A 24,240-nucleotide genomic window follows, 5' to 3' on the forward strand; every position below is an offset into this window, starting at 1 on the left:
ACGTACCACGTATATAAGAATTCAGATAGAGGAGTTTAGCTGCCGGAGCGATTGATTCGCGAATTACCGTTTGTCCTCCTCATAAGCCGTGCTGCCGTCCGCGGCGAAGGAAAAAGGGCGATAAGGCGTCGCATGGCCGGACCAATCCGTATACACGGAATAGGACTCCTCCTCTACTCTAAAGAGCGGAATGAATCGTGCCTGGCCCTCTCCATCCTCTGCGACGAATTCCAGTCGTCCGTCTTGAATCCTCCTTACGAATTTCTCCTGAACATTCCGGTCCGTTATTCCTTTTAAAGGCTTATCGTCCCCGATCTTAGCGAGCAGCAGGTTACCGTACATGAGAGCCGCCAATGCGTCATTTGAGCCCGGAAGCGGAACCCGCCGCAAGGACGCCCCGATTTCAATATCGATCCGATCCCCGCTGCGGAAAACGCGTTCGACAGCGACGAACCCGTTTTCTCTCCGGAGTTCGATTCGTTCGAAATTGACTTTAACCGCCTTGACGCCACTTTCCCGGAACAGAATCTGGAACTCCGCCGGCTCGTCGGTATCGATCAGCAGCGTGGATGTAAGACTCTCCGGAAAATCCGTCTGCTGAACGATGCGTATCCCCCTATCCGTCCATACGGCCGTTGAGGAAATAAAAGCGTTGAGTAGTACGGTATCCCCATTCCTGAACCAGATGTTTTTTTGTAGTTCGCTCATGGCCTCGATCCCCGACGCGGTACAACACCAGAACGAATCGTACGGTTCGCTGAATTTCTTGATCGCATGTCTCCCCATTGGCTGGTGGTACTGGGAAAGTCCCGTCTTGGCGCTTGCGCTGTTCAGGACGGCGTTATACTTGAGGCATTCCAGATGCTCGAGATACCCGACCTCGGCCGACCACTCCAACAAACGCTCCAAGATCCTTTCCGTATTGTGCGCGCAGCAGCTTTCGCTTTCTCCCCCGGTCAGCGCATCCGCCAGCCTGCCGTATACGCCCCAGTGCTCCGCTTTCTCCGATACCCCGCCACGAATGCAGGTCGTGGCCTTGGAGCTGTTGTTTCCGTTGGCAAAGGTTCTCCCCTTCATGAAGTCGTAGAAATGGAGAGCCGCCCTCTTGTAGTTGCTTTCTCCACTAATCCTGTAGCGATGCATAGCGGCTAGAATCATAGGAAGATGAGCGTTGGCGTGCAGATCTTCAAGCAAGTCCCGGCCGGCCGCAAGCGGGAGGATCCAGTAGTCCCTGTCGAAAATACGGGCCAACTCGAGCATTTTAGATTCGCCGGTCAGGTCGTATAAGTTATACAAGGCATCCCCCAGACCGCCAAACTCGTTAACGGGATTAACCTTCGTGCAGCGGAGAATCCCGTCGATTTTCCAGTAGGAAAGCTTCTCGAACCTTCCCAAAATATAATCAGCCAGGTTGACGGCAAGGGTTAGCGCTTTAGCATTCCCCAAGTACATATGGCAATCGATCAAGCCTTGCATGATTTTGTGAAGGGTATAGTACGGTGCCCACACGTTCCGGTTTTCCTCGAACTCCAGAACATCGAGCTTCTCCTCTTCGAAAGCGCTCAAATAACCGTTTGGCTGCGCGCATCTATCCATGACGTCGACGATCCCGTCAGCCTTGGACTTCAAGATTTCGTCGCGATCGCCAAAGGCGAATTTGGAGCACGCGGATAAGAAATGCCCTACGAAATGCCCTCTCAGGCCGCAATCGGGTGCCTCCCAGCCTCCCAGAGGCTCTGCGTCGGAAGGAATTCCCGCGTTGATCTTAAACGTATACATGAGACGTTGAAGGTCAAAATCGCGAATATACTCTTTAACCAGCTCCCTACGGGAGGCAAAGGAGCTGTCGGTCAGCCTGACTTCGTCAAGGCGGAATGAGGTAAACATGACATGCACCTTCCTTTCCGAAGCAGATTTCTGTTCCAGGCGGCTACCGACCGCGCGGCTTAGCGTGCAAAGTCCGGCAAGGACGCGCAACGCGTCTGCCGGACTTAAATTTATTCCTTGAACAGATCCTTCTTCTTCTGATACGTCTGATTGGCCCAATCTACCAGCCGATCCAGACCGATCTTCTCGGCGTTCTTCACCATGCTTTCGTAGCTTGCCACAGCTTCAGCTTCCGACTTCGCCAAGTAGATTTTGACCTTCTCGTTTTTGATCATTTCGTCGATCTTGGTCTTGACGGTCTTCTCGTCGGAATCCGGCTGCAATTGAATCAGGCCAAGCTCGGGCTTATAGATCGTAAACGCTTTTCTCTCCATCAAGGCCTGCGTCTTCTGCGCCCCCGGCACATACCCCAGCATCCCTTCCATGACGCCGTCGTTGTACAGGTACCACCATTTGATGCCGTTACTATTGACGAAATCGGCGTCGGACGGATCGTATTTCAAATTCGGATAACCTTCCTCGTTCCATGTCCAATGCTCGCCTTCGACGCCGAACATCGTCAATTTCTTCCCTTCGTCGCTCGCCAGAAATTGAATGAATTCGATCGACGCTTCAGGATACTTATTATTCTTGGTGATGAAGGTACCGGCAAAGCCCAGGCCCGAGCTGACAGCCTTCGTGTTCTTCGATAAGGCGCTGGGCAACATATTGAAAGTGAACGAACCGCCAGCGTTTTTCACTTTGATATTGTCAGTGTCCGCTATGCTGACCGTATGGCTATGAGCGAAAGCTTTCCCGCTTGTGGCATACTGATCGTCGATCTGATCGTTAGTGTAAGCGAAGTTTTCCGCTAGAATATATCCGTCGCGATAGAGACGATTCATAAATTTGAAGAATTCCAGCATTTCCGGCTGTCTGATCGCATAGTCCACCTTTCCGTCCCGCTCGTACCAGCCATCCAGAAGACCGTCGACGCCGAATTGCTGCAGGAAGTATTGCTCGATCCAGTCCTTGTCCATAATCAGCGGGATCATGTCCGGATACTTCTCCTTGACCATGCCCAGAACCTTCACGAAATTGTCCACGGAATCGATCGGCGGATTTCCAAGCTCCTTCAGAATATCCTCTCGCACCGCAATGCCGGGATTGCCGTCTCCTCCGACCGAGTATTTGTTCTGTGCCATTTCCTCCTGAGTCGCGAAGGCATTTCGCACGGTGTAGAAATTACCGTCATCCATTGTGTGAATCGCGATTCTCGTCTTGTCGATTTTAAAGTCCGGCGCGTACTGCTCGATCAGCTCGTTCCACGGATAAGACAGCTTCGAATCAGACATCCGGTCGATGTTGGCGTAGGTAAAGACAAGATCGGGGAGGTCTCCGGAGGCGATCATCAGCGGAAGCTGCTTGTCGTCCGTCGCGACCGTCACGTTCAGCTTGATACCCGTTTTTTCCGTAATTTTCTCCGCAACCGATCCCTTCCATTCCTTCACTGGGTACCAGGACGCATCAATGAATAAGGAAAGCTCCTTGATTTTTCCACTTTTCGACGGCGTCTCGGTGTCCGTACCGGTCTGGGTTGCCGTTCCTGCGCTTTCCTGTTGACCGTCGTTATCGTTTTTGCCGCAGGCGGACAGAAGCGCCACCGTCAGAATAACGATTAGCGACAGGAGCAGAGTCTTTTTCCTTTTGTTTCTGTTCAATATAACCCCTCCAACTTGTGATTTTTATATTAAAGCAAGCGCTTTAATACCGTAAGAATCGATCACCCCTTTACGGAGCCCAGCATGATTCCTTGAATAAAAAATCTTTGAAGGAACGGATAGACGCATACAATGGGCGCGATGGACACAACCATAGCTGCAACTTGGAGCGAATAGCTGGTAACGCCCGCGGATGCGCTGTTCGCTACGGCGATGGCATCCATCGGCGCATTGCTCTTGTTGATGACCTCCATCATCCGGAAAGCAAGCGTTCGCAATCCCTCGGATTGCACGAAGTAAGCGGAATCCAACCAGGAATTCCATTGACCGACCCCCATGAACAACGACATGGTTGCAATCAGAGGCATCGAGACGGGAAGGATGATCCGATAGAAAATAACCAGCTCGCTAGCCCCGTCCATATGCGCCGATTCTTTCAACTCGCCCGGAATTTCCCGGAAGAACGAGATGGCGATCAGCAGAAAGAACGTGCTCAGCATGGAAGGAATCACATAGACGCCAAACGTGTTCAACAGCCCGACCGAACGCAGCACCACGTAATACGGAATAAGACCGCCGGAAAAGTACATCGCAAAAATAATGATAGTAAAGTAGCTTCTTCGAAACATCAGATCGCGATGCGACAGTCCGTACGCCACAAGGCAGGTGAACAGGACTCCCAAGGCGGCCCCCGCGAGCGTTCTCACGATCGTCACCAGAAAAGCCCGGTACCAGTGCGGATCATCAAGAAATTGCGCGTAATTTTCAAAAGTAAAGGTTCTTGGCCAAAAATAGACGCCTCCGAGAAGCGAATCGGTTCCTTTGTTGAAGGAAAGAATCAGAACGTAATAGAACGGGTAAAGCATCGAAAGCATCATGATGAAAAGAAGCGCGTAGATCCAGGCGTTCATCATTCGGTCTTTTTGATTTTGGCTGAGCAACATCCTCGCCCCCCTCCTAGAATAGACTTGATCCCGACGTTCGCTTGGCGATGTAGTTGCTGGAGAAAATCAGGATGACGGAAATGACGGACTGGACCAGATCGATCGCCGCTGCGTAGGAAAACCTTCCGTCCCTCAATCCGACCTTGAACGCGTAGGTTTGCACGATCTCCGAGGTCGGATTGTTGATGCTGTTTCCGAACAAGAAAGCCTGTTCGAAGTTCGAGCCGACCAGTCCTCCACCGAGAATGCTACCGATCGTAAGAATAAGAACCACGACGATAGTTCCTTTCATACCGGGAAACGTGATATGACGAATGCGTGCCAGACGTCCTGCCCCGTCGATCTGCGCGGCTTCGTACAGCGCCGGGTTGATCCCCGCAATCGCGGCCAAGAAGATGATCGTCCACCAACCCATCTCCTTCCATACGGCACTTCCGACCGCGAGTCCCCAAAAATATTGGGGATTGGTCAGGATATCCAACGGCTTATCGATCATGCCGAGCCCGAGAAGCGCTTTGTTGACCATCCCGATATCGGCCGACAGGAAGGTGAAGGCGATACCGACGACGACGACCCACGAGATGAAGTGCGGTAAATAGCTGATCGTCTGGACGAAACGCTTGAATCGCATATTTTTGACTTCGTTCAATAAAATCGCCAGCAGGATCGGGGCCGGAAAAGCAAAAATGACTTTAAGAAAGCTCAGTGCTAAAGTGTTGCGAACGATCGTTCCAAACTGGTAGTCGTTCACAAACTCGTCGAAATGCTTTAATCCGACCCACTCACTCGTAAAAATCCCTTTGATCCCCGTGGAAATGGAATAATTTTTGAAAGCCATAATAATACCGAACATCGGCGTATAAGCGAAGATCAACAAGAAAATCATGCCGAGCCCTACAAACAGGTGCAGCGTTTTTTGTTTTTTTAACCGCTTCCAAAACTGCGCTTGTTGTACGTTCTTTCCTGTAATACCAGTCACCCGTGTATTCAACTCCATATCTGCTCCTCCTTCGCTTTAAGTGTAACTTGCGGGATATAGCAGTCGAAAGCCAATATTCTTAAGAAAGCGTTGTCATTTTTGAAGATCTCTCGGCTAACTCGAATTGCGTCTATAGAAAAAAAATAACCCGCTAGATTACGCGGGTGTAATATATTGTTACTATTCGATCATCTTGAAAGCGATTGAAATAATAGCTAAATAAAATATTGGACTATATTTCCAACTTCATTCCTGTACTCGATGACGGACTTGTTGGTTTGAAGGTTAATAAACAGGTTGCAGGACTGATCATCTTTTTCCCATGAAAGACGAACTTCATGCTTTAGAGAAGAATGAACGGTAAACTTCCCATTAAAAGCACCATACTCATTTCTAAACCTTATCAGCTTTAAAAGTCTCTGAACTACTTCTTTATCGAGAGCTTGGTTAATTTCCTCTATGCTAAAGTTGTGGCGATTGATTTCACGACCTTCTCCACTCTCCTTAACGCCTTCAAGATCATTTTCTCCTGCGAGCAGTCCAACGTAATATACCTGGGGTATTCCTGGTACGAAAAATTGAATGGCTCTGGCCGCTAAGTATGCGTCGTCATCGCAATTCAGAACGGAGTAATACGAGCATCTGATTTGATGAACATCGAATCCATCATCAGACTTATGCTTATCGGATAAAATGAGACTAAGGTTCGAGCCTCTTTCTAAGCAAATATCGACTAACTTTCTAGCTTCTATCGTTTCAACCAGATCATCCAGATCCGGTTTAACAGGAATGCCATCATGACAGTCCAGCATAGTAAACTGCTTTTCAGGACGCGTTCTGAGATACTGACAGAGATCCTCACTAGACTTATTGATCAAGGAATCAAGTATTCTATATGGAAGTATGAAGTCGTATATCCAGCAGCCATGTTCCGCCAGCTTATACTGGATGGTGTAGTGAGCGTGAACTTCGGGAAGCAAATCAATCTCTAATGAATCTGCAAGGTCCATGATCCAATCAAGGAAATCATATATTTCCGGTTCAACGAAAAAACAGCTCGTCCCAAGCTTCTTAATCACATATCCGACCGCATCTAATCTTACGATCTTTACGTTTTGCTTCTTAAAGTTCATGAAGAATTCAATAATCAGTTGTTTGAACTTCGGTGATCTTATATCCAAATCAATTTGTTCGGAAGGCTCCGTCTTACCGAACGTCGTCCATACCTTTTCTTCCTCGCTTGTTTCCTCAATAGTAAAAGCAGAATAAGGAGATGGTCTACGCAGAAACATTTTTTCAATATCTTCTTGAATGGGTTCGCCATCGTCCCATAGCTTGTCCAAAGTCAAGAACAAATCGGCAAATTCGGACGTTCGTCCTCTTTTAAGGAAGTCCTGAAAATATGGGGATTGCCTTGAAATGTGGTTAACCATTAAATCGACCAACACATCGAAATTTTCTCCAATTGCTCTTATATCCTCCCAAGTACCGAAACTCGGTTCGATTTCCAGGTAAGTCAAGGGGGCAAACCCTCTGTCTCCGGAAGATGGAAAAGGAGGTAAAATATGAACCCCGCCCTTAAATACATCTAAAAAATGCTCCATAAGGACTTGGTTAAGAGCCTTCAAATTTCCTCCCAGAGAATCGGGATAAGTGATCAGCTGAACCTGATTTTTAACGGTCATATGGGAGCCTCCTATAATCCATATCGTTCTTTTATGACTTCAAGCTTAGGCAAATCTACGATTGCACCGGTATATTTCAGTTGATAGGCACTGACAGCAAAGCCTAACGCCAGCGCTTCTCTTATGCTGTATCCTTTAATCGCTGCCGTATAAAATCCCGACCAAAATGCATCTCCTGCTCCTGTCGTATCTACGACATCTGTGGCTAAGGTGCTATATTTAACCGTCTCTACCCCATTAGAAACCATTGCTCCTTCCTTACCCAGGGTCATGATTACAAGTTTGGCACCCAATCTCAAAAATTTCTTTATCTGATTTTCATGCGTATCTTTGCCAAACAACCTTTCTGCATCATCCTCGGAAGGCTTAATGATATCGACCTTGCCTATGATGGATTTAACATATTCGATACCATCTTCGCCTTTTTGCCATATCATCGGATGATAATTGGGATCAAAACCTATCAGAATATGGTTCTCCTTTGCCTTTTCAATCACTTTTTCCAACGTATGGCGCACTGGCACCATCGATAAAGGCCAACAAGAAAAATGTATTATCTTTGAATTTATCAAGTATTCTTCAAGGACCGGAGTAAAAGCTAAATGATAGTCCGCCCCTCTATAAAATATAGGAACGGGCGATGATTTACTCTTTGTAATAACGACCATGCTCGTAGAGTATTCAGTATGCTGAATACCCTTCGTATCGATATCCGCATTTCTTAATTGATCGATCAAAAACGATCCTAAACCATCATCTCCCACTGCTGAAGCTACATGGGAGCGAATACCTAGTTTCTTTACGTTCATTGCGATATTGGAAGGTGATCCCCCGAAAAACTTAGAATAATTACTAGATTCGAAATTGTCGCCATATTCCGTAGATATCATGTCTATAAGAATTTCTCCTACGGTCAAGATATCATTGTTTTTATTTTGAAACATTATTTTATCGTCGAACCCAAACACGTCATGTCCTCCTCGTTAGCAAAAATCATGATAGGGAAAATGAAATTTCCCGATATCGTTTCCAAATGGGGACGGGATGCGCAAACAGCGCATCCCGTTCATTGGCAGGCAATATGACAAACCGGATCCCTACTTTAAAGCTCCCTCAGTAATGCCCTTGATAATATGTTTTTGAAGGAATAGGTAAAGGATGAGTACCGGAATAATCGTCATGATTAACCCAGCCATCAAAGGGGAATAGTCAACGGAATAGGTCGAGAAAAATCCATAGTTAGAAAGCGGTAACGTCCTCATGGAAGGAGATTGTAACAGCAAACTAGGCAAGAGATAGTCGTTCCAGATCCAAAGCGTATCCAAAACGATGAGAGTTACCATTACCGGTTTCAACAAGGGCACAACGATTTGAAAGAAAGTTCGAGCTCTTGAGCTTCCGTCTATAGATGCAGACTCTTCTAGCTCAAGCGGCACCCCTTTAATAAATCCATGGAAAGTAAATACGGCAAAAGGAATACCGAATCCCAAATACATAAAAAGCAACGTTGCTATCGAATTTAGAAGTCCAAGATTGCCATATATGACAACTAAAGGAATCATCAGCGCCTGAAACGGTAGCGTCATGGACGCCAACATAGAAAAGAATAAAATGCTGTTCGCTTTCCACTTGAAACGAACAAACAAATAACCCGTCATTGAGGAGAAAAAAACGATAATAATTACGCTTATAACCGTAATCATACTGGAGTTCAAAAACCCCGTAATAAAATCCATATCCTTAAACGCTTTCGCGTAATTGCTGAAATTAAATCGAGTTGGCCAGGAAAGCGGATTTTCTACGAATTGTTGGGTTGACTTAAACGTATTGAGTATAACCACTAAGAAAGGAAATAAAAAAGCCAGTAATAATATATAAAGGGATATTGTTTTCAAAAATATCGAAGTTTTAAAACCGCGCATTACTCCTCGACCTCCAATTTTTTCAAAAAGTAGGCTTGAGTCAATGCGATAATGGCAACAACCGCAAATAATACAACAGCTTCAGACTGCCCTACTCCATATTCATTTGAAAGAAAAGCTTTTTGAACAACATGATAGGAAGACAACTCGGTAGAATTGAATGGTCCTCCTTTGGTCAATGCCAAATTCAGATCGTAAGTCAAAAAGGAACGTGAAATCGAAATGAAAATACAAATCACAATCGCTGGCGCGGACAGCGGAAGGATGATTTTTAGAATCTTGGTGAGTCCATTGGCTCCGTCAATGCTGGCCGCCTCTAATACGTCAACGCGAACGCTCATGAATCCGGCAATGTAAATAATCATCAGGTATCCGATAAATTGCCAAGCCGACACGATAACCAATGCCCAAAATCCTTTGTCCGTATCTGTCAACCAAGAAGTTTCAAATAGGGTCCAGCCATATTCTTTACCCAGATAAGGCAGGACTTGAGAAAACAGGAGTTGCCAAAGATACCCTAGCACAAGTCCGCCGATGAGGTTGGGCGTGAAGAAGCCCGTCCGGAGAAATTGCTGACCCTTAAACCCGCTTGTTAACGCAAACGCAAGAAAGAATGCTGCGACATTAGCAAGCACAACCGTAAAAAAGACATACTTCAAAGTGAACCATAACTGGGTTAAAAAAACCTTGTCGCGGAATACTTCCGCATAATTGGCAAACCCTAGAAACGTATGATCCCCTATTCTTACGTCCCAATTCGTAAGCGTCAAGTAAAGTCCAAATAGGAATGGAATCAACACCACCGCAAAAAAAGCAAATATGGAGGGTCCGCCGAAGAGCAAAAAAGTCCCCGTATTCTGTAAAAATTTCTTGTTTGTCATGGCCATTACATCCTCTTGTCAATATTTAGTAAATAATCGAAGGGTATCGGCAATTACCGAATACCCTTCTTTTATTAACATACTAGTTGACTTTTATTTTCCGGCAGTTGATTTCCAATAATCTTGAACTTCTTTCGTAAATCCGGCACGATCGAGTTTGCTTACCAAATACTTCTGCATCGAAGCACCGGTCTTTGCCCAGTAATCCGAAGGTAAGTAGTTGATGACCCCGATATTAATTGTTTTACCGTCAGCTACGTATTTGGAAATGGCACTAGACATTGGATTCGTGCTTTCTACCTTCAAATTTTTATAAGGCATTGCTAGTCCGCTTTCACCAATAATCGCTTTTTGACTGGCTTCGCTTGTAATCATCCATTCAATCAACGCTTTAGCTGCTTCCTGCTGCTCAGGTGTCGATCCCGAATTGTCAATTGCAAACAATTTCGGCTCCGTATAGGCAACTTGTGAATTCCCAAAATCTGTAGCATTATCGCTGATCGGAACGGGGAGGATCCCGAAGTCTTTATCGCGACCTTCAAGCGTTCCAATAACTGCCCATGACCAATCTCCCATGAAATAGAAAGCAGCTTCGCCTTTTGCAAAATCTGCGCTATCTTTATTATAATCAGCAACTAGCGGATCGCTTTTACGTGCATTATATTTTTTCAGCATATCGAACGTATCCATCAAGCCATTGAAAGCTTCGTTCGTAGACAAATCTACAGTTCCGTTTTTCACGTCTTCTACGAATTGACGATTTTTCTCTATATCATTTGTTTGCAAAGAGTATGCCAAGCCTAGATAGTGGGCGCCCAAGGACCAATCCGCACCGTGAATAATGACCGGAGCCTTATCGGTAGCTTCGATTTTCTTAAATAAGGTCTCTAAATCACTGCGTGTTTGGATTGTGGATGGATCGAATGCCCCTCCGATTACTTCCTCCACTACGCGTTTGTTATATAACAGTCCGTATCCTTGTGCAGAATAAGGTACGCCGATAAACTTGCCGTCAAGCAATGCGCCATCTATCGCGCCGGGTAATGCGAGTTCTTCGTATTTGGCTTTATCGGATTCCAGATCGAGGAACTTGTCTTTATATTGGAAAATCGTTCCCGCATCTAGATTGGCGACCGTGGCCGGATTTCCAGAGGCGATAAGCGATTGGAATTTCTCAATCTGCGCCCCTCCGATCGGAGTCGGAATCAGTTCCACTGTGACGTTCGGATGTTCTTGCTTATACACTTTGAATAGGTTCTCGAATACCGTGTTTATTTCTGCCGACGTATTGAAAAATGTAATCTTTACTTCCTTGCTGGACTGGGATGCAGAACCGGTAGCTTGTTGTGATTCGCTAGGTTCACTTGAAGATCCGGAAGCATTGTTTTTTGTATTGTCTTTAGAGCAAGCCGCTAACAACGAAAGAACTAATGCCATACATACCCCTAATATTAGAACCTTGGATCTTTTCATATTTACTCCCCCATGATTGTATTGAAAGCGTAATCAACTCACTTTCAAATATATATTAACCGCTTGACATACAGTGTGTCAAGCGGTTGACATACTTTTCTTCATTAAAACAAAATCGCTCTGGCTATTCGACCGGAAACCGGACGAAGTGCCGAGCGACAATATTAGGTGTCGAGGTCGATGAATATTTGCCATCTGTTCGTACTTTTCTAAGTAGTCCCTCTTTCCATTAATGCGACTTCTAAAATGTACTTCCTTTCTATATGTTCTCCATTGATCTGTTTAATTATTAATTCGACCGATTGTTTGGCCATTTCCTCGATCGGTTGCTTAATACTAGTAAGTCCGGCTGGCGCAATTAGAGAAGCCAAAATAATGTCGTCATACCCAACAATCTTTACGGACTCAGGAATTTTTATTTTCATTTTCGAGAGAGCTTTAATTGCACAGGCAGCAATGACGTCACTTGTTGCGAATATTCCATCCACATTTTGATTTTCATTAAAAAAACCAATGATTTGGTCAACCGTGCTCTCTAGATTCGAATAATTATCGATTTCCACGTAATAATTCAAATAGGGAATATTGTTTCTTTTGCATTCCAAAGTAAATCCATCATACCTAAGTCCCGCCAATAAACTTTTATTTTTCAATAAATCTCCTGAGTAACCCTTTATTCCCCCATAAATAAACGCAAGTTTTCGGCTGCCCTTGCCTATCAATATTTGGGCTGCAAGTGCACCGCCATTTTTATTATCGGAGGATACTAATGGAATGTGATCAGCAATACTTCTATCAAAGGAAACCAACGGTAAGTTTAGTTCCAGATAATCAGCGGTTTCCTGCAACATACTTCCCATTATTATTCCATCCACTTGATTCTTTTTCAGCATATCTATGTATTCTTTTTCTTTTTCCCGATTATGTTCTGAATTACACAAAAGAAGCTTGTAGCCATTTTTGAAAGCATAATATTCTATATACTGCGTTAATTCACTAAAAAACGGATGTGCAATCTCGGGAATAATGAGGCCGATCAAATTCGACTTTTTCCTAAACAAAGATCGAGCTAGCTCATTGGGCTGATAATTTATCTCTTTCATAACCTGATATACTTTTTCTCTTGTAGCGCTGCTTATGTATCCCCGATTATTAAGGACGCGGGACACTGTCGTGACTGATACTCCCGCTTTCTTAGCCACGTCTTCGATTGATGGCATCAGAGTTCCTCCTTCGTTGTATTTAATTACTGTATAAAAATGAAAACGGCACCATTATTTAAGTTCTTAAGCGTAGGATCAACGCATGTTAAATTATAACAGGAACAAAAAGTTTATGTAGTACATTTCTCCTTCCATGTTCATACAAAAAATAAGCGGCAGCATAGGCAACCGCTTTGCGCGAGTCTCTGGTAACGGACAAATTCAATTAAGTCGATTGCCTCTCTATCAATTTAACTGGCAAAATATTTTCTTTCAATACATCTTGTCCTTCTATCTGCTCAATAATGAGCCTTACAGCCATTTTACCGATTTCCTTGGTTGGTTGCTTAATTGTAGTAATGCCCGGCGTGATGAGTTGTCCTAACTGTATCCCGTCATACCCAACGATCTTCATATCTTGCGGAACTGACTTTCCGATTCGGTAACATTCTTTAAGGACCTGAGCCGCGATGATGTCGCTGCTAGCGAATACTCCATCAATATCCGGATGCTCCTGAAACATTGAGGAGACGAGTTGTTCATATTCATCATAATTGAATCCGTTTAATTCTGTCTGCAATACGATATGCTCTATTCCTTTGTTCGTTATTACATTCTTAAAAGCATCGTGCCTTAATTTTGCCAATAGATTGAGATGGAGATTACCGCTTATATGCGCAATTTTCTTACAACCCTTTTTTATTAGTAAGTTAGTAGCCAGCTCTCCCCCTTTATAATTGTCCGATGAAATATACGGAATCGTATCTGTTATCTGGCGATCAAGGGTCACCATCGGCAACTTAATCGAAGTATAATCTTTGGTGTCCATCGTATGGCTACCCATAATAATGCCATCTACCTGGCTTCCCTTTAGCATATTGATGTATTCTTTTTCTTTAAGTTTGTTTAATTTCGAATTACAAAGCAACAATTTATATCCGTTCTTGTCCGCATAATATTCAATATATTTTGTAACTTCGCCGAAGAACGGGTGGGAAACGTCCGGTATGATTAGACCAATGATATTTGATTTTTTCCGAATTAAGGAGCGGGCAACCTCATTGGGTTGATAATTTAACTCTTCCATCGCTTCTTGTACTCTCTTCTTAAGCGTCTCGCTGATATACCCTCTGTTGTTCAAAACCCTCGATACGGAAGTGACGGTCACACCGACTTTATCTGCAATGTCCTTTATCGTAGCCATTAAATTATCCTCCATACTTGATCCAACTCAAACATATCATAGCCCAAGTATAAGTTTAACGCCTTTTTAGGTCAAGCGGTTGACATATATGAAGTTCTCTTACAACGACGGGTCAGCACGGTCAAACTGATATCCATATCCTAAAGCTTGTTCAGTTTACAATCACTTTATATGCACACATTCTCACCAATTCTGACACCGCTCACTGACACCGCTCACTTGACAGGACTGCTTATTCGATTTAACATAAAGATACTAACACCTGGTACTAATACCTAATGCTAAAATCGATTCAAAAGTCGGAGGAGGGATGGAATATGGCTAAAGAAATCGGAAAACCGGCTTTTCTATCCGAAGCGCGAATTTCCGCTATCGGTAGTTATGTACCCGAACAAGTGATTACGAACGCGGATTTGGAAACATTGGTGGACACCGATCACGAGTGGATCGTAAGGCGTACAGGTATCGAGCAACGCCACAAAGCGGCCGACGATCAATCGACCAGCCATCTGGCCATCGCCGCGGTTCACGATTTATTGTATAAATTTCCGGCCGTATCCGCTTCGGACATCGATGCGATCCTCGTTGCCACGACGACGCCGGATATGCCCTTCCCGTCGGTCGCTTCTCAGGTTCAGCAAGCCATTGGCGCTGCATCGGGTAGCCTCGCCGTAGACGTGAGCGCGGCTTGCGCCGGGTTCGTTACGGCCCTTCAGCTGGCGAATGGATTGATCCTATCGCGAAGCTTTCGCAAGGTACTCGTTATCGGCGCAGAGACGTTAACGAAAATAACCGATTATACGGATCGTTCAACGTGTATCCTATTCGGAGACGGTGCCGGGGCCGTTCTTGTAGAGGCCGCGGATCAAGGCGCTTTCCTCTCCTCCAACGCGAATACGGACGGTTCCGGAGGCATGCAAGTCTATTGCAGTGCCGATAATAAGATTGTTCAGAACGGCAGGGAAGTATACAAGTGGGCGTTATCCACCGTACCGGGCGGTGTCCGGGATCTCTTGCAGAAAGCCGGATCGACGCTTGAAAGCCTGGATTGGTTCATCCCGCACAGCGCCAATCTTCGCATGATCGAAGCCATCTGCGAGCGATTAGATATGCCTGCGGAGAAAATATTGCAGAGCGTCGTCAGCAATGGCAATACGTCCGCCGCTTCGATTCCCCTGGCTTTGGATGCGGCATATAGGCAAGGCAAGCTGCAATCCGGCCAATTATTGGCACTATACGGCTTCGGGTCGGGGCTTACCCAATCCGGATTGTTGCTTCGTTGGACGATTTAGGCGTACCAATAGGCGTACCAATCGTCGAATTCGGCCATCTATCATGTACAAAAACGTAGCAATAGCGTCACCCGATTGCGATGGAGCATACATCCTTCGCTAATCGAGTGACGCTATCTTTTTTCCTACAAATTCATTCCGCCCAGCAAGCGGCTAAGCCCTAACTCCAAAGGAATCGATGGTTTCCACCCCAATATCGACTCCGCGCGCGCCGACGATAGTCTGCTGCACCGAACGTCGCCGTTTCTGGACGGTTCGTAGATTCTGCCCAGACTGCCGCTCCCCGATAAGCGCTCGCAGCAATCGGCCAAACGGTTTACGGAGGTTGCCACCCCGGTCCCGATATTGCATACTTCGCCATCCCCTCGCTCCAAAGCCGCCAAGTTGGCTTTGACGATATCGTCTACGTGCACGAAATCCCTACTCTGCTCGCCGTCCCCATGTATAACTAGCGGAAGTCCATCCCTTATCCGCGCCATGAAACAAGCGACGACACCGCCTTCGCCTCTTGCCGTTTGACCCGGACCATACACGTTCGCGTATCTAAGAATCGTGTAGGACCCTCCCCACCAATCGCCGCTCTTGCGAATGTATTCCTCGGCCGTCCACTTGGACAGTCCATACGGCGCAAAGGGGAGCTTCGGACTCGTTTCCTTCAGCAAGCGTTTACCTTTACTTTCGCCGTATACGCCTGACGTAGAAGAGAATACAAGCTTGCTTCCCGCCTGCCGACAGCCTTCCAGAACGCGCAAAGTGCCGATTACGTTGCTGAGTCCGTCTTCGGATGGAGCTTGCAGCGAACTGCCCATCCCGACTTGGGCCGCCAAATGGAAGACGGCTCCCGGTCTAAGCCGCGAGATCCATTCCGTCGTTTCGGGAGCCTCGACTTGAAGCTTATACAGCTTAACGCCAGCTGGCAGCCGCCCCGCATCTCCCATGCTCAAATTGTCGATCGCTATCGTTTCATGGCCTTCTCCAACGAGCGCATGGACGAGACGACTGCCGATAAATCCTGCTCCTCCAGTCACGATGACACGCATTGGTTTTCATTCCTTTGCCATTTCCGGTTTACTACAATTTATTCCGATTAAGGATCCATGCTTGGACAAAGGTGGAAAATAGGCAATTCAGACAGGTTCAACCGTCGTGACGGCAACCGCCCTGTCCACATAAACTGGTACATATTATGATGCGATTCAGATATGGAGGTAGCTATGGCAAACGATCAGGAGTTTCCGCTCGTCAGCGTCATTATCCCTTTCTACAATTGTCCCTTCGTCGACCAAGCGGTAGCAAGCGTATTAAATCAAACTTATCCCAATATCGAAGTTCTCGTCGTCGACGATGGATCCACCATACACCAGAATAAACTCGATCCGTTCCGCTCCCGTATTCACTATTTCGGCAAAGCCAACGGAGGGACGGGTAGCGCGCTGAACTTCGGCCTACGCTGCGCGAGCGGTAAATACATCGCATGGCTTAGTTCCGACGACTTGATGTACCCTCACAAAATCGCGCGACAAGTCGCTTTCATGGAACAGCACCAAGCTCCTATCAGTTGCACCGATTTCCATCTCATTAACGAGAATAACGAGATCACGATGAGCGCGCTCGCCGTTAAATTTCCTAGTCTTCGTAAATTAATAGAAGCGTTGTTCACCTTCTGCCCGATCAATGGATCGACGGTTATGATGCATCGTTCGCTGGCAAGCCGCATCGGATATTTCAACGAAGCACTCGCTTGTACGCAGGATTACGAATATTGGCTTAGAGTTCATCTTGCCCGAATTGATTTTTACTTCATCAATGAAGTATTGACGCTCTATCGTTGGCACGAAAGTATGGGCACGGTTCGGAAGAAGGCTCTCGTAGATCAAGAATTCAACCAGGTGAGGGATCAGTACGCCCCCCAAATGCATGCTCTGTTACGGGTATTGTAAACATCCGATCGTCGATGAGGGAGGGAAGTAGGATGAAGAAAGTTCTGTTCATGTTCATTCTGCCAAGCGGCGGCGTCGATACCTTGAATCGATTGCGGTACAGGGCTTTGCTTCCCGTAGGGATCCAATGCCATTTCCTTTACTTCCGGGAAGGAAGCGGATCCACCGGCTACTCTCCCGAGATCCCGGTTTTCTACGCTTCGGAACCGCCGGAGATTCAGCATATTCTGAAGCATTATTCTTTCGATTGCATCGTCGTCACCTCGTTCTTCCTGCAAGTGCTGCTGCTTCGTCAGCTTGGCTTCGACAAGCCGATTATTTTCGAAATTCAAGGCTTCGGCACTCCGGATAACGCCAGGCAAAATCTGACCGAAGCCCAACCGTACCTTAGCCCCTATGCGAATGCGTTCTTATACCCGTCCACGCCTCATATCGGTGCTTTGCTCCAAGAGATTTATCCTCTTAAACCGAAGTTCTCGTTTGCCAATCCTTTCGATCCGGACAGCTTCGACCTCCCTCTCCCGCCGCCTCTCCCGTATCCGCCTCTCGTCTGGATCGGCAGGTTGGAAGACAATAAAAACTGGAGCGATTTCCTCCTCATCGGAGCCGAGGTCATCAAGCGGATACCGTATGTTCGGTTATGGATGTTTAGCGACCCCGCGCTAGCGGAACCTGGGGAAAACGAACGATTGCTGCTCCGGATGAATCAGCTAGGGCTAACGCCTTATCTCGATCACTATCACAATATCATAAGCGCAGAGATCCCCTTATATTTCCGGCTTATCGCGTCATCCGGAGGTGTATTGTGCATGACATCCAAAGCGGAAGGCGCGCCATACGTCGCATTGGAAGCTCTAAGCAGCGGCTGTCCCGTCGTCACTTCGAATTCCGATGGCGTTCGTTCCGCGATCATCGAAGAGGTTACGGGGCTCTATTACTCACATGGGGATATCGATGGGGCAACCGATCGGATCGTGCGTTTGATGACCGATAAATCTCTGAGGAAATCCCTTGTGTTAAGGGGAAAAAAACATGTGCGGAGTGATTTTTCGATGGAAAAATACGCAATAAACTTCTCCGATATGCTAGAGGCTGTAGGCGCGAAACCATGTTGACGAGCATCATCGTCCTAACGTTGAACAATATGGACCAGACGCTACGTTGCCTTCATAGCATCCGGACCTTTACGGATAGCCCTTACGAACTCATCTTCGTCGATAACGGTTCGACGGACGGAACCGTGGCTTGGCTCGCCCAACAATCCGATATCCGATTGATTGCCAACCCCGTTAACGTCGGGTTTGCTCCGGCCTGCAATCAGGCAGCCGCGATCGCGAACGGCGATCATATCTTGCTGCTCAACAACGATACGATCGTATCTCATCGCTGGCTGTCCGTCATGCTGCAATGCTTGCATTCCAGCGAACGGATCGGCATCGTCGGACCGAAATCTAATTTCGTGCTCCCCCTGCAGAAGATCCCAGCGGACGTAAGCAACGAAGGACAATATCATCTGTTCGCCCAACAGTTTAACCGCCATAACCCGGCGCTCTGGCAAGATCTAGCCGCGTTAAGCGGCTTCTGCATGTTATTACGGCGAAGCACCTGGCTCGCGCTCGGGGGATTCGATGAAGCCTTCGGGATCGGAGGCTACGAAGATATCGATCTCGGCTATCGCGTTCTGAAGGCGGGATTGTTCCTTCGTCTGGCGGGGGACGCGTTCGTTTATCACGAAGGAAACCGCAGCTTCGACTCTAACGCCATCGATATGTATGGGGTGGCCGCCGTGAACAGACGGTTATTTATTCGAAAATGGGGATTTAACCCGGAGCGGCTCATCTTACGGCATGACCCCGCCTTCTTGCCCGATCGGTACGCCAGTCCTCACCCCCATCATCCGCCGTTAAGCCCGGATTTGCCAAGCGGTTGGTACGCTCTTGCGGACGACGGTTGCGTCTTCCGGATGGAACGCGGGCTCAAACGGCCGGTAAATTCTTACGATACCTTCCTCCGATTGAAGCTTAGTTACGACAGAATCGCTCGCTGCGGAAACTCCTTCCTTCAAGGTTTGCCTTCCGGTCAGCCCCTTGACGCGATGAATTTCCCGCACGGTTATCCCGACGTATTCCTAGCCAGAGATCCCGGCGGCGGATTGCATAACGTCGGCAATGGCATCCGTTATCCCATCCGCAACGATTCGGTACTCTCTCAGCTCGGATTGAGATTGGACGAAGCCATTCCCGTCAGCTTCGAGCAAATCTGGAGCTTACCGGAGGGATGGCCGATGCAGGGCAACGCATGGGAAGAATACGAGCTGTACGATTATTTGCTCTACCGCGGCCCTAACGGAGGTCTTTACTACGGCGAAGGCCAGCGATTGCGCCCGATCGTCTGGGAGCAAACGCTCGGCAGGTTCGGTTGGAGCATGGACAGAGCCGTCATTATTCCGGTAGAGCTCTTCAACCGCGTTCCCATCGGATTCCCTATCCATTAACAATAAGACCGTCGGGGATTTTCCCCGACGGTCTTATTGTTAATGAGATCCCCCTTGCAAAGCGGTTATCAGGTTCCGAAGCCGAGGGATGTACATTTTCTGTAAGTCTTCCACTTCCTGTAGAACCGATTCTCGATACATCAAGGAGCCCATTCCGGAATGAATCCGGTACTCCGTTAACGGGATATTCAAATATCCGATCGGATAACCCGCAACGATCGTTCTTAGCCATAACTCGTAATCGTGGGTATACTTCAGTTGCTCGCTGAATCCGCCCATGCGGGTAAACAAAGCTTTATTCATCATAACCGTACACCCGTTCACCGTATTGCTTTCGAGCATCGACCGGTAAAAATGAACCATGGAATCGTCGTGAAGGACGACCGGTTGACGATCGGTCTCGCCGTCTCCGTTCATTTGCCAGAAGGCCGTATGGCTAATCGAGTGTCCGCTCTCCGTCATATATCGAACCTGCCGTTCGATTTTGTCGGGCAGGAAGCGGTCGTCCGAGCTTAACCAGGCTACGTATTGTCCTTTAGCGCTGCGGAAACCCGCGTTCAAAGCGCTGGCCGTACCCCCGTTAATCTTGTTGAGAACGCGAATTCGTCCCTCATAACGCTCCAGGAGGTTCGTTTCGCGCATAGATCCGTCATTCACCACAATGATTTCCAGAGGTTCGTAGGTTTGCGCTAGCGCGCTCTCCAACGCCACAGGAAGATAAGGATCGTTATAGAAGGGTACGACAACGGTCACGGTCGGCTGCTGTTTTACGCCATACGATCGGATGGCGATCCTCCCCTTTCCCGCTGTCTGCGTTTGCGCTCGTCCTCTAATGCATCGCGAATCGATTGCCGGAACGAATAGACCGGCTTCCAACCAAGTTCGCGAATGTACGAGGTATCCCTTGCCGCCGGGGACGCTCTTGAAGAGTCGTTGCCGATCACCCACGGGAGCACGATGCTCGATGCCTCGTCGAAGGTTTGCCGTACTTCCCCTAACGTGCGGAAAGCACCCGATTCCAAAGCATAATTACTTCCGGGAACCCCATCCTCCAAGACGATCTCATACGCGGAGACGGCGTCCCTTACGTCCAAGAAATCCCTCGCTTCGTGCAAGGAGGAGAGCTGGAATGGCGGCAATTGTCCTCCCGCCTCTTCCGCGGCGATCGTCCACCTTGCGATCTTGCCGCATAATCCCGCGCTGCCGCCGGGACCGATTAAATTCGAGGGCTCTGCGACCATAACAGGTAATCCGTACAGATGATGCCATGCCTTTGCGACCTCAGCTTGCAATGTTTTGCTGAAGCCATAGGGATGGGCGGGAACAGAGATTCCCTCTTGTTCCGAACGGAGCATGGAACCGATAATAAGCACTTTACACGGCCCCATGGCTCGAACGGCTTCCAAAATGTAGACAGTGGACATGAAGTTGACCGCAATCGTCGAGGTTGGATCTTTCCATGAGTAATCCACCGCATTTCTCCCGGCCGCATGCAGCACCGCGGTCGGCTCCATTCGCTTTAGCAATCTCATGACGGCAGCCCCGTCGGTAAGGTCGCATTTTTCCACATGCGACGCCTCGATGCCGTCTCCTGCCGGAGAACGCGGAGAAACGATACCTATCACGTTCCATCCGGCGTTCATGAACTGACGGCAAGCGTGCCTTCCCGTAAAACCTCCTGCTCCCGTGATAAGTATGGTGCGGGCAGTCATGGTTCAGCCATCCACTGCTGAAGCTCAACCAGCATTTCCGCATATTTGGGTGCCTTGTAGCCGAAGTCCTCCCTAGTCGCGATGAGCGTTCGATCGATGATCGGTTCATCGGTAGGCACAATGGAGACGTTTCTCTTGTCGAAGGTTTCCTGCATCAACAGCAGCAGATCGTGCTTGGATACCGTTTCTGCGGCGGTCAGATGGACTAACCCTCCCGTTTCCGGGTGATCGATCAACCATTTGGTCGCTTTTGCAAGCTCGAGAGTCGTGACTCCGTTCCACAACACCTTTCGATACCCGCTCACTTCCCCTTGCTGAGCAAGAAACCACTTCATCAATCCGATTCCTTCAGGCTTATGATCGGGGCCGATGATGGAAGTGCGAATCGTCACGTGTTTGGAGTCGCGAAATTCGCCTAGCGCCTTGGACCGAGCATAAACCGATGTTCCGTCCGGAGCGTCACTTTCGCGGTACTGCCCCCTTGAACCGGAGAACACGCAATCGGAGCTGATATGAACGAGCCTTGCGCCAATCTGTTCTCCCCAATAGCGAAGCCAATGCGGAAGCAGACCGTTCACCTTATAAGCGTCCTGAGGAAAATCCTCCGCTTGATGGTTCAATATGCCGACCGCATTGATAATGAGGTCGGGAGCCGAATGTTCGATGAATCGCCTCACTTCCTCGAGAGAACGAACATCCAGCTCCCGAACTTGAAGGCCGCGAAGCGCCTCCGAAGTTCGGTTCGAACCAGAATGCGGCCTTACCGTAACGATGATGTCGTAATCCGTGCTTCGCTTCAAATATGTCGCCAATAGATGACCGGCCATTCCATTGCCGCCAAGCAGGGCGATTTTCATTGAAGAAACCCTCCGCGTTCAAGCATTTCTCGAATCTCGTCTTTATTCATAAGCGATTGACTAGAGGAGAAACTTTCGAAATCCACGGGAATATAAGAGCCATAATGATTCCGCAAGCCCGGAATGTCCACCGTAGGAAGAATAACGAGATATTGATCGTCATAGACGATCGTATTCAAGCTTTCATATTCGGTTAGCAGAATCTCGTGGATTTTCTCTCCGGGTCTAATGCCTGTCTCTACCATGTCTACTCGTTTCCCCATCGCGTCCATCAATACATCGGCCAGATCGATGATCCGGCAAGTAGGCATCGTCATGACGAAGATTTCTCCGCCGATGCTCTGCGCCGTCGCTTTGAACAGAAGTCGAATGGCTTCCTCCAGCGTCATGAAAAACCGAGTCATTCCGCGATCCGTTAAGCTGATTTGATTCTTATGCTTAATCTGGTTCATGAATAGATGCACGACGCTGCCGTTCGTTCCAAGCACGTTACCGCCGCGTACGCAAACAAATTTCGTGTCGCTTCGCAGAAGGTTGGCGTAGACGATTAATTTTTCTCCTATCGCCTTGGTCATCCCATAGAAGTTCGACGGGTTAGCCGCTTTATCGGTCGAAATATTAATTACGTGCTTTACTTTATTCTCAATGGCCGCTTCGATGACGTTCTGCGTGCCGATTACATTCGTTTTCAAAGCTTCGTAGGGCTGATCCTCGCACACCGGAACATGTTTAAGCGCCGCCAGATGGAAGAGGATATCCACGTCTTTGCATGCTTTGGACAGCGCCTCCCGATCCCGGACATCGCCGATGCAGAAGCTAAGCCGCGGGTCTTCGAACGCGCGGTTCATCGCTACCTGGCTAGACTCGTTCCGGGAGTACACGATCACTTCGGCAGGACCGAACGGCAACAGCTGTTTTATCAATTCATAGCCCCATGAACCGGTCCCTCCGGTGACCAGGATACGCCGATCTTTAAACATCCCTTTTCCCTCCAAGCACAAATTTAGCCACTTTATCGGATACGTTATCCACCAGATATCCTTCCGGGCATTCCCAAGCATCGTTTAAAGACATCATGATTCTAACCGCGTTCTTAATGTCCTCGGGACGGAGTCCCGCTACGACGTTACTTCCGCAATCCACCGTTTCCGGCCTCTCCGTCGTCCGCCGGATCGTTACCGTCGGCACTCCGAAGATGCAGCACTCCTCCTGAACGGTGCCGCTATCCGTTAAGGCAAGGCGGGCATGCTTCTCCAACCGAACGAAATCGAAGAAGGAGAAAGGCTCATGAAACGTGACTAACGGATGAATAGACGCTCTGTTTTCTTCCGTTAGTCTCGATTTCGTTCGCGGATGCAAGCTGCAAACGAGCGGCAGCCGGTGCTCCTCGGCTGTTTGGCTTAAGCCTTCCATGATATCACTGAGCGTCCCCGGATCATCGACGTTCTCCGCGCGGTGAATGGTCGCCAGCAAATATTGGCCGGATGTCACGCCAAGGCGTTCAAGCACGTTGCTATGATCAACTTGTTTCTCATAGTGCCTTAGCACCTCGTAGATCGGATTGCCGGACTTGAATATCCTTTGAACGGGAAATCCTTCGCGCAATAGGTTGTTCTTGCTATTCTCGGTGTAGGGGAGATTATAAGTCGAGACCGAATCGATGATCCGCCTGTTCTTCTCCTCCGGCACTCTCAAGTCGAAGCACCGATTGCCAGCTTCCATATGAACGACCGGAATTCCCATCCTTTCCGCGACCATGGCGCACAGGGCGCTGTTCGTATCGCCTAGAACAAGAACTTTGTCCGGCTGCTCCTTCAGCAACAAGCGTTCCACGGAAGCGAACATGACGGAGAGCTGTCCGCCGATCGTCTCTTTGCGGTCATCCAGCAACAGATCGGGCGCGCGCAATCCAAGCTGCTCGAAGAAGACCGCGCTTAAGCTAGGGGAGAAATTCTGGCCCGTGTGAACGAGTACATGCCGGTCTGCTAAGCGATCAAGCTTGCCGATAATTAAACTTAGGCGAATAATCTCCGGCCGGGTTCCCAATATCGTAACGACGCGCATGAAT

The 24,240-nt window shown here is 48.0% G+C and carries 21 protein-coding genes; 4 read left to right on the forward strand and 17 right to left on the reverse strand.

What is annotated here, in order from left to right:
- Nucleotides 1–63 precede the first annotated feature (63 nt).
- From HH215_RS13200 to HH215_RS13250, 11 genes are all read right to left on the reverse strand, one after another.
- Entirely contained in the window at nucleotides 64–1,887 is a 1,824-nt protein-coding gene (locus tag HH215_RS13200; RefSeq protein ID WP_169280331.1) for a beta-L-arabinofuranosidase domain-containing protein, read from the reverse strand.
- Between the two features lie 110 nt (nucleotides 1,888–1,997).
- Nucleotides 1,998–3,587: an extracellular solute-binding protein gene (locus HH215_RS13205; protein WP_169280332.1), complete on the reverse strand. Its 1,590-nt coding sequence runs from the start codon at nucleotides 3,585–3,587 to the stop codon at nucleotides 1,998–2,000.
- 62 nt (nucleotides 3,588–3,649) lie between these two features.
- On the reverse strand, nucleotides 3,650–4,531 hold the full coding sequence (locus tag HH215_RS13210) for a carbohydrate ABC transporter permease (protein ID WP_169280333.1): 882 nt from the start codon (nucleotides 4,529–4,531) through the stop codon (nucleotides 3,650–3,652).
- 13 nt (nucleotides 4,532–4,544) lie between these two features.
- Nucleotides 4,545–5,528 carry an ABC transporter permease gene (locus tag HH215_RS13215; RefSeq protein WP_169280334.1) on the reverse strand — a complete coding sequence of 328 codons (984 nt, stop codon included), beginning with the start codon at nucleotides 5,526–5,528 and terminating at the stop codon, nucleotides 4,545–4,547.
- Nucleotides 5,529–5,725: 197 nt separating this feature from the next.
- On the reverse strand, nucleotides 5,726–7,195 hold the full coding sequence (gene gtfA, locus HH215_RS13220; protein WP_169280335.1) for a sucrose phosphorylase: 1,470 nt from the start codon (nucleotides 7,193–7,195) through the stop codon (nucleotides 5,726–5,728).
- Nucleotides 7,196–7,206: 11 nt separating this feature from the next.
- Nucleotides 7,207–8,163 (reverse strand): carbohydrate kinase family protein, encoded by a 957-nt coding sequence (locus HH215_RS13225; protein ID WP_169280336.1) that lies wholly within the window; start codon nucleotides 8,161–8,163, stop codon nucleotides 7,207–7,209.
- 129 nt (nucleotides 8,164–8,292) lie between these two features.
- Nucleotides 8,293–9,117: a carbohydrate ABC transporter permease gene (locus HH215_RS13230; protein ID WP_169280337.1), complete on the reverse strand. Its 825-nt coding sequence runs from the start codon at nucleotides 9,115–9,117 to the stop codon at nucleotides 8,293–8,295.
- Complete coding sequence (locus HH215_RS13235; RefSeq protein WP_169280338.1) at nucleotides 9,117–9,998, reverse strand: carbohydrate ABC transporter permease; 882 nt, start codon at nucleotides 9,996–9,998, stop codon at nucleotides 9,117–9,119. The genes HH215_RS13230 and HH215_RS13235 overlap by 1 nt, the downstream gene beginning before the upstream one ends.
- A 93-nt stretch (nucleotides 9,999–10,091) precedes the next feature.
- Complete coding sequence (locus HH215_RS13240) at nucleotides 10,092–11,471, reverse strand: ABC transporter substrate-binding protein (protein ID WP_169280339.1); 1,380 nt, start codon at nucleotides 11,469–11,471, stop codon at nucleotides 10,092–10,094.
- 209 nt (nucleotides 11,472–11,680) lie between these two features.
- Nucleotides 11,681–12,691 carry a LacI family DNA-binding transcriptional regulator gene (locus tag HH215_RS13245; RefSeq protein WP_169280340.1) on the reverse strand — a complete coding sequence of 337 codons (1,011 nt, stop codon included), beginning with the start codon at nucleotides 12,689–12,691 and terminating at the stop codon, nucleotides 11,681–11,683.
- A 208-nt stretch (nucleotides 12,692–12,899) separates the two neighbouring features.
- Nucleotides 12,900–13,877: a LacI family DNA-binding transcriptional regulator gene (locus HH215_RS13250; protein ID WP_169280341.1), complete on the reverse strand. Its 978-nt coding sequence runs from the start codon at nucleotides 13,875–13,877 to the stop codon at nucleotides 12,900–12,902.
- A 317-nt stretch (nucleotides 13,878–14,194) separates the two neighbouring features.
- Here HH215_RS13250 and HH215_RS13255 point away from each other — a divergent pair, with 317 nt between their 5' ends.
- On the forward strand, nucleotides 14,195–15,169 hold the full coding sequence (locus tag HH215_RS13255; protein WP_169280342.1) for a ketoacyl-ACP synthase III: 975 nt from the start codon (nucleotides 14,195–14,197) through the stop codon (nucleotides 15,167–15,169).
- A 125-nt stretch (nucleotides 15,170–15,294) separates the two neighbouring features.
- On the opposite strand, the gene HH215_RS13260 is transcribed toward HH215_RS13255, so the two are convergent.
- Nucleotides 15,295–16,209, reverse strand: coding sequence for an NAD-dependent epimerase/dehydratase family protein (locus tag HH215_RS13260; RefSeq protein WP_169280343.1), 915 nt, complete (start codon nucleotides 16,207–16,209; stop codon nucleotides 15,295–15,297).
- 174 nt (nucleotides 16,210–16,383) lie between these two features.
- Here HH215_RS13260 and HH215_RS13265 point away from each other — a divergent pair, with 174 nt between their 5' ends.
- The 3 genes from HH215_RS13265 to HH215_RS13275 are packed head-to-tail and all read left to right on the forward strand — an operon-like array spanning nucleotide 16,384 to nucleotide 19,603.
- Nucleotides 16,384–17,109, forward strand: a complete 726-nt coding sequence (locus HH215_RS13265; protein WP_169280344.1) for a glycosyltransferase family 2 protein — start codon at nucleotides 16,384–16,386, stop codon at nucleotides 17,107–17,109.
- Between the two features lie 32 nt (nucleotides 17,110–17,141).
- Nucleotides 17,142–18,224: a glycosyltransferase family 4 protein gene (locus HH215_RS13270; protein ID WP_169280345.1), complete on the forward strand. Its 1,083-nt coding sequence runs from the start codon at nucleotides 17,142–17,144 to the stop codon at nucleotides 18,222–18,224.
- Nucleotides 18,218–19,603, forward strand: coding sequence for a glycosyltransferase family 2 protein (locus HH215_RS13275; protein WP_169280346.1), 1,386 nt, complete (start codon nucleotides 18,218–18,220; stop codon nucleotides 19,601–19,603). Before HH215_RS13270 ends, HH215_RS13275 begins: the two co-directional genes overlap by 7 nt.
- A gap of 39 nt (nucleotides 19,604–19,642) precedes the next feature.
- Here HH215_RS13275 and HH215_RS13280 read toward each other — a convergent pair whose 3' ends face one another.
- Genes HH215_RS13280 through wecB form a run of 5 tightly spaced genes read right to left on the reverse strand, consistent with a single transcriptional unit; the run spans nucleotide 19,643 to nucleotide 24,236 of the window.
- Nucleotides 19,643–20,356: a glycosyltransferase family 2 protein gene (locus HH215_RS13280; protein ID WP_169280347.1), complete on the reverse strand. Its 714-nt coding sequence runs from the start codon at nucleotides 20,354–20,356 to the stop codon at nucleotides 19,643–19,645.
- Nucleotides 20,357–20,370: 14 nt separating this feature from the next.
- The gene (locus HH215_RS13285; RefSeq protein WP_169280348.1) at nucleotides 20,371–21,315 is read right to left on the reverse strand and encodes an NAD-dependent epimerase/dehydratase family protein; all 945 of its coding nucleotides are present in this window, start codon (nucleotides 21,313–21,315) and stop codon (nucleotides 20,371–20,373) included.
- Nucleotides 21,312–22,172: a dTDP-4-dehydrorhamnose reductase family protein gene (locus tag HH215_RS13290; protein WP_169280349.1), complete on the reverse strand. Its 861-nt coding sequence runs from the start codon at nucleotides 22,170–22,172 to the stop codon at nucleotides 21,312–21,314. The genes HH215_RS13285 and HH215_RS13290 overlap by 4 nt, the downstream gene beginning before the upstream one ends.
- Entirely contained in the window at nucleotides 22,169–23,152 is a 984-nt protein-coding gene (locus HH215_RS13295; protein WP_169280350.1) for a polysaccharide biosynthesis protein, read from the reverse strand. The genes HH215_RS13290 and HH215_RS13295 overlap by 4 nt, the downstream gene beginning before the upstream one ends.
- On the reverse strand, nucleotides 23,145–24,236 hold the full coding sequence (wecB, locus tag HH215_RS13300; RefSeq protein ID WP_169280351.1) for a non-hydrolyzing UDP-N-acetylglucosamine 2-epimerase: 1,092 nt from the start codon (nucleotides 24,234–24,236) through the stop codon (nucleotides 23,145–23,147). The genes HH215_RS13295 and wecB overlap by 8 nt, the downstream gene beginning before the upstream one ends.
- Between the last annotated feature and the right edge of the window lie 4 nt (nucleotides 24,237–24,240).

Source organism: Cohnella herbarum (assembly GCF_012849095.1).
Lineage (GTDB): Bacteria > Bacillota > Bacilli > Paenibacillales > Paenibacillaceae > Cohnella > Cohnella herbarum.